Annotated in this window: 8 protein-coding genes; 4 read left to right on the top strand and 4 right to left on the bottom strand. The window is 65.7% G+C overall.

What is annotated here, in order from left to right; genetic code table 11:
- Nucleotides 1-586, bottom strand: a 586-nt coding sequence (locus INE98_RS09120) for a transposase (protein ID WP_293538393.1), incomplete at its 3' end; no start/stop codon positions are given.
- A gap of 265 nt (nucleotides 587-851) precedes the next feature.
- Here INE98_RS09120 and INE98_RS09115 point away from each other — a divergent pair.
- Nucleotides 852-1067: a hypothetical protein gene (locus INE98_RS09115; protein WP_293538392.1), complete on the top strand. Its 216-nt coding sequence runs from the start codon at nucleotides 852-854 to the stop codon at nucleotides 1065-1067.
- Between the two features lie 12 nt (nucleotides 1068-1079).
- Here INE98_RS09115 and INE98_RS09110 read toward each other — a convergent pair whose 3' ends face one another.
- On the bottom strand, nucleotides 1080-1505 hold the full coding sequence (locus tag INE98_RS09110; protein WP_293538390.1) for a PaaI family thioesterase: 426 nt from the start codon (nucleotides 1503-1505) through the stop codon (nucleotides 1080-1082).
- A 105-nt stretch (nucleotides 1506-1610) separates the two neighbouring features.
- The gene (locus INE98_RS09105; RefSeq protein WP_293538388.1) at nucleotides 1611-4334 is read right to left on the bottom strand and encodes a TonB-dependent receptor; all 2724 of its coding nucleotides are present in this window, start codon (nucleotides 4332-4334) and stop codon (nucleotides 1611-1613) included.
- Between the two features lie 402 nt (nucleotides 4335-4736).
- Between INE98_RS09105 and INE98_RS09100 the strand changes: the two genes are divergently transcribed.
- The 3 genes from INE98_RS09100 (at nucleotide 4737) to INE98_RS09090 (ending at nucleotide 8861) form a co-directional block, all read left to right on the top strand.
- On the top strand, nucleotides 4737-5786 hold the full coding sequence (locus tag INE98_RS09100; protein WP_293538386.1) for a TerC family protein: 1050 nt from the start codon (nucleotides 4737-4739) through the stop codon (nucleotides 5784-5786).
- 82 nt (nucleotides 5787-5868) lie between these two features.
- Nucleotides 5869-7161, top strand: a complete 1293-nt coding sequence (locus INE98_RS09095) for a dicarboxylate/amino acid:cation symporter (RefSeq protein ID WP_293538384.1) — start codon at nucleotides 5869-5871, stop codon at nucleotides 7159-7161.
- A gap of 59 nt (nucleotides 7162-7220) precedes the next feature.
- Nucleotides 7221-8861: an MFS transporter gene (locus INE98_RS09090; protein ID WP_293538395.1), complete on the top strand. Its 1641-nt coding sequence runs from the start codon at nucleotides 7221-7223 to the stop codon at nucleotides 8859-8861.
- Nucleotides 8862-8880: 19 nt separating this feature from the next.
- Here the strand turns inward: INE98_RS09090 and INE98_RS09085 are convergent, their stop codons facing one another.
- Nucleotides 8881-10140: a cytochrome P450 gene (locus INE98_RS09085; RefSeq protein WP_293538382.1), complete on the bottom strand. Its 1260-nt coding sequence runs from the start codon at nucleotides 10138-10140 to the stop codon at nucleotides 8881-8883.
- Nucleotides 10141-10316: the final 176 nt, after the last annotated feature.

Raw genomic sequence — 10316 nt, 5'->3', positions numbered from 1 at the left:
CGCCGGGTCTGAGGGTGGGAGCCCGCTGTGTCTCGACATAGAGCCGGAAGGCCTGGCCGTTGATCGGCCCGTCGAGCACGAAGGGCGCTTCGGCGCGGTCGCAGCGCAGGGCGGCGATGAAGGTCAGGGTCTTCCAGTGGCCGAAGGGCGCGTCGGCGCGAAGGCGCTTGCCGCGCGGAGCCCAGCCGCGCAGGGGCGCCATGTTGGTCTTGATCCAGGTCTCGTCGATGAACACCAGCCTCTGCGGCTCAACCTTCATCTGGTGGGCCTTCCAGCGTTTGCGCCGCCGGGCCACGTCAGGACGCGCCTGCTCCTCGGCCAGTTCGTCCGAAAGACCCTGCAAGGTGAACGGCCCGGCTGCGATCCTTGCACGCAGCCAGTCGGCGGCCGGACCCGACAGGGTTCTGCGCTTGTAGTCCCCCACCTGCGCCGGCGCCGGCGAGCCCGTCTCCCGCTCGCGCCGGGCCCACTTGGAGACACATGAGGGAGCGATCTGCAGCGCCTCGGCAATCTGCCGATGCGTCTCGCCCGCCGCCTTGCGGGCCAGAGCCCGCTCACGGAGATCCATGGAATACGCAGCTGTCATCACCGCCAGCCTCCTACCCGGCAGACAGCATGAATCAGATCACCGCTGATTTGAGACTCCAGATTCCGCCAAATCGCGGTCCGCTCTAGCCTTCTTCTTCCTGCCCGTTTACCAGCGCAATGACTGCACCACTAAGCCCGAGCTGCTTGAGCTGAAGTACGGGTCCAAGGGGCTGAGGGCGACCGTCTCGCTACTGTTCCTGCCGGGTAACATCTTCATCTAGCTGCCGATCATGACCTAAACGGGGGCCCTCTTCCTCTCGACCATGATCGAGGACAGCCCGCCCCTGATGGTGCTGGCCGCTGTGGTCGCCGTGGTGTTCGGCTTGGGCCTCCGCGCCGTCTTCACCTTCGCCTGGACGCCGGTCCACTACATTCACCTCATGCTGGTGACCCTGATCGCCTGCCTCCGCGTGGGCCTGGCCGTGAACCGAGCCGTCTTCGGCCGCCACGCCGAGCTGGGGACGTTCGGACGGGCCTAGCGGCGGCGCGCCTCAGGCCTTCGCGGACGGCGCGTCAATGAACAGGAGGCTCGCCTCCGCCACCAGACGCTCGCCGGACATTAGCCGAGCATGGGCCCGGGTCTTTCGCCCGTCGGCCTCGATTCGATCGAGATGGACCTGGAGCCACTCGCCCGGCGCGGCGCCGGACCTGTAGTCGAGTGTCAGCCGCGCCGTAATCCGTCGCCGGCCCCCCGAACGGGCCGCGAGCATGTAGCCTGTCGCCACGTCCATCAGGGTGGCTATGACGCCGCCGTGCAGGCCGCCCCGTGCGTTCAGATGGTCCGGTCCGACCCGCAGCCCGATCTCCAGTTCTTCGCCCTCTCCGCGACTCATGAATCCGCCAAGGGCCTCAAGGACCGGGCTGGTCCGGAAGATGGGTCCGAAGCCCTCCGGGATTCGGGGTTCAAGGGATGTCATGACCTGCGCTCCTTCGACCTTGTGAACGAGTCCATCCACCAGAAAAGGAAAGGGTCCCCGGTGAACCGGGGACCCTGGAGACGACCGCATGTGTCGCGGATCGGATCAGAAGCGGTACTGGACCTCCACGCCGAAGATACGCGGAGGCGTGAGCTCCAAGTTCTGGGCCCCGTTGGGGAACCGGTCCGACGGCACGGCCGGGTTGTTGTTCCGCTGGGACGCCACAACCGCCGCAGTGTAACCTTCCTCGTCGAAGACGTTCTTGACGTAGGCGATCACCGTGTACTTGCCGCTGGCCGGTATCCACAGCGCCCGCAGGTCCACCTGGTCCCAGGCCGGCGCAGAATCGTACTCCCGGGCGAAGACCGTCGCATAGGACTTCGACCGCCAGACGTAGGTGGCGCCGGTCACGAGGTCGCCGCCGTCCAGAGCGAACGTATAGGTGCCGTTCACCGCCACCTTGTTTTCAGGCGCCTGGGGAAGGGCGCTGCCGACGACGCTGACCGCCCCGGTGTTGACGTTATCGTTCACGTTCACGAGCGGGATGCTCTCGGTGATCTCGGTCGGGTTCCAGCCGTAGTCGAAAGTCAGGAGGAGCGGCTCCACCGGCCGCCAGATACCGCTGAACTCGACCCCGTAGGACTCCGACTTCGCGATGTTCACAAACTGGGAGACGTTGGTCCCGCCAACCCGCACGGCCACTGGCGCCTGCAGGTCGCGGTAGTCGAGGAAGAAAGCCGCGAGGTTGATCTGGACCCTCTCGAAATCCTTCTTGAAGCCGATCTCATAGGAGTTGACGGTCTCTTCGTTCGCCTTGGGAGCCGCGAGGAAAGCGCCAGCCGAGAAACCGAACGCCTTGTAGCCGCGGCTGTAGCGGGCATAGGCCATGGTGTCGCTGTCCGGCTCCCACTGGACGCCAAGGGTGCCGGTGACGGCGTCAGACGTGCCCTCGAGGTCGCGACGCGCGAAACCCGTGGCCGGATCGATCACGTACTGCCGCACCACTCCGTTGGTGGTGACGGCGGGCGTGGTGACGCCCGGGATCAGACCGGCGTTGCTCTTCGGCGCCAGGGCCTCAGTGAGGTCCATCGCTCCGTTACCTAGGCCGTTGAGCCCGGCAAGCGCCGGAACCCCGAGCACAGGGGCGAGTCTCGACAGGGAGTTGAGATCGCCGAGCAGGCTGCCCCAGTTCGTGGCCGTACCAGGCCCGAAGGCGCCCAGGCCGAGGGCCGAGTATAGGCCAGGGTAACAAGCATCCGAGTTACAGACGATGCGCCTGAACTCCGTGCCGGACTTCTTGTCGTCTGTGTAGCGCAGACCGGCGGTGAACTTCACCGTGTCTGTCATCTGGTAGTCGATCTGTCCAAATACCGCCTTACTTTCTGTGGTCAGGCCGTAATGCCCTGTTGACCAGAAACCCTGCGGATTGGCGGCAGCGCCCAGGATGGGAGTCTGCAGGGTCGACGGACCGACCAGATAGAAGTCCGCCGTATTTCCCGCTCCGAAATAGTCTTGGTTATAGTAGAATCCACCGACAATCCATTGCAGCGGACCATCGGTTGTTGATGAGAGGTTGATTTCATGGCTGTACCACTTCTGGTACTCGAAATAATGGAACCCGTTATTGGCGTTTACCGTCAGGGGCGAGCAGTTGACCGGAGAGATGCCTGCCGAGAAAAGTCCGCGCACAGTGCCGCAGATAGATCCTGGCGCCAGCGGAATCTGATAGGACTCGACGGCTGTGAAGTCGGAGTCGCCATAAAAGTCATACTTATACTCTTGGTATCCTCCGATATACTTCACGTCAAACGTCGGCATACGATAGACAAAATTGGTGGTGAAGAGGTTCACACCGCTCAAGCGAACCCGCTGCGGGATATTTGTGCTGAACTTCCGGCTGTCCACAAGCGCCGGGTTGGAGGTGGAGGTCGCGCCGTCGAACTGCCTCAGGCTGCCTGGAACGATTCCGTTCAGGCCGGTCTCCCTGGTGAGGCCATGGGCCGACGAATAAACGATGGAATAGTTCGGATCCAGGCGTCCGGTTGAGAACTCGGCGTTGCGATATTGGGAGCGAGCGCCGGGACCGCCGCGATTGTGCCAGGCCAGCTTCCTGTAGGCTGCCCACAACTCGGCGTTCTCTCCCAGATCAGCCTCGAACTGGACCTGGAACTGATACTCATCACGCACGGCGCCCTCGTCGGGCTTACCCGGGTTTACGTTCGTGTAGTAGCCGTCCTTCTGGTCGAGCTTGTAGCCCGAGAACCGCATTCTCAGGCCCTCGGCCACGGGACCGGAGATGGCCAACTGCAGATTCGTGTAGTTGAAGTTCTCGATGATCCCTCGGACTTCGGCATAGAACTCTTTGGTCGGCCGCACGGAGATCGTATTGACCGTGCCGCCGATGGCGTTACGGCCGTAGAGCGTGCCCTGCGGACCCCGAAGGATTTCCACCCGCTCAACATCCAGCGGCGGGCTGCCGGCCAGGATCGTCGAAGTGGTGAAGAGTCCGTCATTGTAGATCGCCACCGCACCGTCCACAGCGTGCACGTTGGTGAGTCGGCCGATGCCGCGCATCGATGCGCGGTCATTGGATGACTGATAGACGAAGCCTGGTGTGAAGTTGGTCAGATCCTGCACGGTCGAGATACCGACCCGGTCGCGCTGCTGACTGGTGAAGGCCGAGATCGCGACAGGAACGTCCTGCAGGCTCTGCTCACGCTTTTCCGCAGTCACCACAAGTTCGTCGATCAGAGCCTGTGCCTGCGCCGAGACACTGATCGCGGTGGCGGCGAGAATGCTCGTCGCGAAAAGTATGCCCTTGGACTTCATCTGGTTTCCTCTCCCCGAAAAAAATCACCAGCGTTTCCGCCTGGTTATTCGGCGCAAGCTGGCTGAGGTCGGCGGGGAAGTCAATCCCGGGAGCTAGAAAGTGGTCCTGATCCACAAGGCCGTCGGTCGCAGGACCTGCCCCCCGGGACCGGAGGTTTCATCCCCGGCCGGAGCGCTCGCACCGTCGCACCGTCGCCCCGCGCCTCAGCCGGCCTGGCGTTTCGCTGCCGGTCTGACGTTTCCTGCTGAGGTTCATTCGTCATCGGCGCAGGGACTTGCAAAGCGCCCGGAGGGGCGCCATCTACCCGCCGTCCTCCGGGCCCCTCTGGCTGAACGCGGTTTGCCGCGCAGCGATGTCGGCGGACCACAGTCCCCGTCCGACACGCCCGGAGTTACGTCTGCATGCTGGAAAGCATTCTCTTTGCCGAGTTTCTCGGCAAGGCGGCCTGGATTTGGTACGCCTTCATTCTTGCCGTCATCGCCCTGCTCGTTTTCGACCTGGGGGTTGTCAACAAGACCGACCGCGAGATCGGCGTCCGCGAGTCGCTGACGATGAGCGCGTTTTATATCGGCATCGGCCTCGCCTTCTCCGGCGTCATCTGGCTGCTCTACAACAACGCCTCACCCGGGGCTTCGATCGATCCCCAGCTGCTGGAGGTGACCGGGGCTGAACGGGCCTGGACCGCGCTTCAGCTCTACCTGACGGGCTTTGCGGTCGAGAAGACGCTGGCGATGGACAATGTCTTCGTCATCTCCATGGTCTTCACCTACCTCGCCATTCCCCGGCTGTACCAGCACAGGGTGCTCTTCTGGGGCATTATCGGGGTGATCGTGCTGCGGGCGTTGATGATCGGCCTGGGCGCCGCCCTGGTCAGCCAGTTCTCCTGGATCCTCTACATCTTCGCCGTCTTCCTGATCGGCACGGGGGTCATGATGTTCCTGAAGGGCGACGAAGAGCCCGACATGGCCGACAACAAGATCCTGATGTGGCTGAAGAAGCGGATGAACGTCACGCCGCAGCTCCACGGCAACAAGTTCCGCGTGAAGCTGCCCGATCCCAAGACCGGCAAGCTGCGCTGGTTCGCCACTCCGCTTCTGCTCGCCCTGATGTTCGTGGAGATCGTGGACCTCGTCTTCGCCATTGACAGCGTGCCGGCCATCTTCGCCATCACCTCGGACGCCTACATTGTCTATACCTCGAACATCTTCGCCATCCTGGGCCTGCGGGCCCTGTTCTTCGCCCTCGCGGCGATGGTGCACCGGTTCCGGTACCTGAAGTACGCCCTCGCCATGACCCTGGTGTTCATCGGGACCAAGATCTTCCTCGGGGACCTGTTCCCCGGCGGGAAGTTCCCTCCGGCCTGGTCGCTCACCATCACCCTGGGCCTGATCTCCGGCGGCGTGCTCTTCTCCCTCTGGAAGACGCGCAAGGGGGCGGAAGCCACCGGCTAGGCGCAGCGGGCTCGACAACCGTCGCTGGACTTGGTGACCTGTTCGCGTCTATGCCGCGATCGGCGGTGAGCGGGGTGGCCAGATGAAATGGTGGTTCGGTTCCGCGCTGTGGATGCGCATCCTGATCGGCATGGCGCTCGGCATCGCGGTGGGCTTTGCGCTGCGGCCGGGCGGTCTCGCCGCCTCGGCGGGCCTGGATGTCGCGGGGATTGACGCCGGCCTCAAGCTGATCGGCGACGCCTTCATCCGCCTGATCCGAATGCTGGCCGTGCCGCTGATCTTCGTCTCGGTGACGGCCGCCGTGGTCTCGATCGCCGACCTGTCCAAGCTCGGCAAGAGCGGCGCCCGGGTCGCGGCCCTGTACATCCCCTCCGGACTGATGGCCGCCACCCTGGGCCTGGGGCTCGCCCTCTGGCTGAAGCCCGGGGTGGGCTCTGCGCCCCCCGCCGGGATCGTGCCGCCCGAGCCTCGTGAGCCGCCCACGGCTCAGGACCTGCTCTTCCAGTTCATCCCGGCCAACCCCGTGCAGGCGCTGGCCAATGGCGACATGCTGAGCGTCATCGTCTTCGCCATCCTGTTCGGGATTGGCATCCTCGGCGCCGGCGCTGCGGCCAAGCCGGTCGCCGACGCCATCGAGGGGGCGTCGCACGCCTTCGTGAAGCTCGTGGGCTACGTGATGGAGCTGGCCCCTCTCGGCGCCTTCGCACTGATGGCGTGGGTGGTGGCGCTGATGGGCGTTGAGGCTCTTCTCCGCCTGGGGGCGCTCGTCGCCGTCCTGTACCTGGGCTGTCTCTTCTACGGCGTGATCGTCTATGGCGGCTTCGTACGCTTTGGTCTCGGCCTTCCGGTCCTGCCCTTCTATCGCGGCATGAGCGAGGCCATGGCCGTCGCCTATTCGACCTCCTCCTCGGCCGCGACCCTGCCGGTCACCATGCGCGCCATGATCGAGAAGCTCGGAATCTCGCGGCGCATGTCGGCCTTCGTCGCCTCGCTGGGGGCGACCGTCAACATGGACGGCTCGGCCATGTACATGGTCATCCTGACCGTCTTTGGAGCCCAGCTCTTCGGCGTGGAGCTCACCACCCCCCAGATGATCTCTATCGTCGTCACCTCCTCGATCGGGGCCATGGGGCTGGCGGGCATTCCCGGCGGATCGCTGGTCTTCATCCCGGCGGTCCTGGGGATCGCCGGCGTTCCGCTGGAGGTCATTGGCATCGTGCTCGGGGTTGACCGGCTCATGGACATGATGCGGACGGTGGTGAACGTGGTGGGCGACGCAGTGGCGGCCGTCGCGGTGGCGAAATGGGAGGGCGAGCTCGACGAGGCCGCCTACCTCGCCAACCGCGCGCCCCTGACTTCGGAGGATGCGACATGAGCGAGAGTTCCGGACTTCAACCGACGGCCTCGCAGGAGCCGGAGGTCGATCCGCGGCGGATGCGGTCGGTGGTCGCCGCCTCGGCGGCCGGCACCGTGTTCGAGTGGTACGACTTCTTCATCTTCGCGATCCTGACGACGATCATCTCGCGCCACTTCTACGTCGGCCTGCCGGACGCCCAGGCGTTCATCTTCACCCTGCTGACCTTTGCGGTGGGCTTCATCGTCCGCCCGCTGGGGGCCCTGATCTTCGGCAAGATGGGCGACACCAAGGGGCGCAAGGGCACCTTCCTGATCACCATCACCATGATGGGCCTGGCGACCGTCGCCATCGGGCTCTTGCCGGACTACGCCTGGTTCGAGACCCATGTGGGCCCCGGCGCCGGGGTGATCGCGCCGATCCTCCTGGTCCTGTGCCGCATCCTGCAGGGCTTCGCCCTGGGCGGAGAGTACGGCGGCGCCGTGATCTATGTCGCCGAGCACGCCCCCGCCAAGCGGCGCGGCTACCATACCAGCTGGATCCAGACATCCGCCGCGCTCGGCCTGCTCGCCGCCCTCGGCGTGACCCTGCTCACGCGCACGCTGATGGGCGAGGAGGCCTTCCGGGACTGGGGCTGGCGGGTGCCGTTCCTGGTGTCCTTCGGCCTGCTGGTGGTCTCGCTGTGGATCCGCCTGTCCCTGGAGGAGAGCCCGGCGTTCAAGCGGATGCAGGACGAGGGCAAGGCGTCCAAGGCGATCTATGTGGACAGCTTCATGCGCTGGAGCTCGCTCAAGATCGTGCTCCTCGCCCTGTTCTCGATCATGATGGCCCAGGGCGTCGTCTGGTACACGGGCAACTTCTACACCCAGTTCTTCCTGGAGCGCCTGCTCAAGCTGCCGCCGATCGACGTGAACATCCTGATGATCGGCGTCACGAGCGTGTCGGCGGTCCTCTACGTCTTCTTCGGCTGGCTCAGCGACAAGGTGGGCCGCAAGGCGGTGATGAGCTTCGGCATGGGCCTGATGCTGGTCGCCTACTTCCCGGGCTTCCATCTGCTCACCCAGTCCGCCAACCCCCAGCTCGCCCGCGCCCAGCAGGCGGCGCCGGTGGTCGTGGTGGCCGACCCTGCCTCCTGCAGCCTGCAGCTCGACCTGACCGGCGGCGCGGCCCAGTTCGGACGCGCCTGCGACATCCTGAAGGGCGTCCTGGCCAACAACGGGATCAACTACCGCAACGAGGCGGCCCCTCCCGGAACCCTCGCCTCGGTGCGTATCGGCGATCAGGTGGTCCAGGGTGTGGACGCCTCGGGCGCCGCCCCGAGCGAGGTCAAGGCCGTACGGGCCGAGCTGGAGACGCGCCTGAAAGCCGTCCTCGCCGCCCAGGGCTATCCGACGACGGCGGCGGAGGCGGAGATCGACTGGCCGGTCCTGTTCGCGGTCATGGTCACCTTCATCGTCGCCGCGACCGCCCTGTACGGCCCGCTGGCGGCCTGCCTGGTCGAGCTCTTCCCGACCCGGATCCGCTACACGGCCATGAGCGTGCCCTACCATGTCGGCACCGGATGGTTCGGCGGGCTGCAGCCGGCGATCTCCTTCGCCATCGTCACGGCGGTGGGAGACATCTATGCAGGCCTGTGGTTCCCCTTCATCGTGACGGCGGTCGCCCTCGTCCTGACGCTCCTGCTGCTGCCCGAGACGCGCAACCGCGCCCTGGTCGACTGAGCGCCGGGCGGTCGGCGGCTCAGTCGAGGATTCGGACCGGAAGGGTCTCGTAGCCCTTGACGAAGTTGGAGTTCAGCCGCCGCGGCGGGGCCACCGCCTCGATGCGCCGGAAGCGTTTGAGGATCTCCTCCCAGACCACCTTCAGCTGCATCTCGGCGAGGCGGTTGCCCACGCAGCGGTGGATGCCGAAGCCGAAGGCCACGTGCTGTCGCGGCCGCACCCGGTCGATGAGGAAGCGCTCCGGGTCAGGAATGACCTCGCTGTCCCGGTTGCCCGAGACGTACCACATGATGACCTTGTCGCCCTTGCGGATCGTCTTGCCGCCCAGCTCGACGTCCCGCGTGGCGGTGCGGCGCATGTGGGCCACGGGGCTCTGCCAGCGGATGATCTCCGGCACGGCGGAGTCCAGCAGGGCGGGGTCGGCGCGCAGCCGGTCGTAGGCGTCGGGATTGTCCTGGAAGGCCAGCAGGGCGCCGGTGATCGAGTGCCGGGTCGTGTCGCTGCCGGCCACGGTCAGGAGGACCACATTGCCCATGTAGCCGAACATCTGGCCGTCCTTGCGGGTGATGGGATCGCCCGCCAGCAGGGACAACAGGTCGTTCCCGCGGGCGTTCTTGCGGGCCTCCCACAGGCCTACGAAGGTCTCGAAATAGGGCCTCAGGGCCGCCTGGCGGTCCTCGCTGGTCCGGAAGACGGCGCCCTCGCCGGTGGGCGCGAGGATGATGTCCGAGGCCTCGGGCAGGAGGCGCCGGGCCTCGAAGGGAAAGTCGAACAGGGTGGCCAGCATCTGGCTGGTCAGCTCCACCGAGACCCTGTCGACGAAGTCGAAGGTCTCGCCCACCGGCAGCTCGTCCAGGATGGCCGCCGCCCGGCTGCGGATCAGGGGCTCCAGCTCCGCCATGCCGGCGGTCGAGAACATGGGCATGACCACCCGCCTCTGGGCGTCGTGGTCCGGCGGGTCAAGGCCGATGAAGCTGGAAAGCTCATGCGGCTGGTAGCCGTCCTGGATCGCGATGCCGCCCCGCTCCGAGGACGAGGAGAAGGCCTCGTGGTTGGAGTCCACCGCGACGATGTCGTTGAAGCGGGTCACCGACCAGTAGGGCCCGTACTCGCTGTTCGCGCAGTAGTGGACCGGATCCTCCCGCCGCAGCCGCTCGAACCAGGGCGCCCAGGTGTCGGTGGTGAAGTGGCTGACGTCCGCCACGTGGAACTGGTCGAGCGGCGTCGCTGCGGCCCGTTCCCGGGCGGACTGCATCAGGGCGCTGTCGCCTTCGGCCATGGCGGGTCTCCTCGGGTCCTTGGGGGGAAGAGTGCGCGCGGCGGGGCGGGGTGGCAAACGGGAAGTTTGGGGGCGGGGCGTCGCAGACCCCCTCACCCGGCTTCGCCGGGAGCTCCCCCTGGAAGGGGGAGCAATTGGGCTCCGTAATTCCTCCACCTCTTGAGGGGGAGGTGGCG

It is taken from the genome of Phenylobacterium sp. (assembly GCF_020253645.1).
In the GTDB taxonomy this organism is placed as follows: Bacteria; Pseudomonadota; Alphaproteobacteria; order Caulobacterales; family Caulobacteraceae; genus Phenylobacterium.
Note: the sequence above shows the minus strand (reverse complement) of the source record. Positions and strands in the feature narration are given on the sequence as shown.

Excerpts from the sequence above, each read along its gene's own strand:
- INE98_RS09095 (WP_293538384.1), top strand. The coding sequence starts at position 5,869 with ATGAAATGGTGGTTCGGTTCCGCGCTGTGGATGCGCATCCTGATCGGC.
- INE98_RS09105 (WP_293538388.1), bottom strand. The coding sequence starts at position 4,334 with ATGAAGTCCAAGGGCATACTTTTCGCGACGAGCATTCTCGCCGCCACC.
- INE98_RS09100 (WP_293538386.1), top strand. The coding sequence starts at position 4,737 with ATGCTGGAAAGCATTCTCTTTGCCGAGTTTCTCGGCAAGGCGGCCTGG.
- INE98_RS09110 (WP_293538390.1), bottom strand. The coding sequence starts at position 1,505 with ATGACATCCCTTGAACCCCGAATCCCGGAGGGCTTCGGACCCATCTTC.
- INE98_RS09115 (WP_293538392.1), top strand. The coding sequence starts at position 852 with ATGATCGAGGACAGCCCGCCCCTGATGGTGCTGGCCGCTGTGGTCGCC.
- INE98_RS09090 (WP_293538395.1), top strand. The coding sequence starts at position 7,221 with ATGCGGTCGGTGGTCGCCGCCTCGGCGGCCGGCACCGTGTTCGAGTGG.
- INE98_RS09085 (WP_293538382.1), bottom strand. The coding sequence starts at position 10,140 with ATGGCCGAAGGCGACAGCGCCCTGATGCAGTCCGCCCGGGAACGGGCC.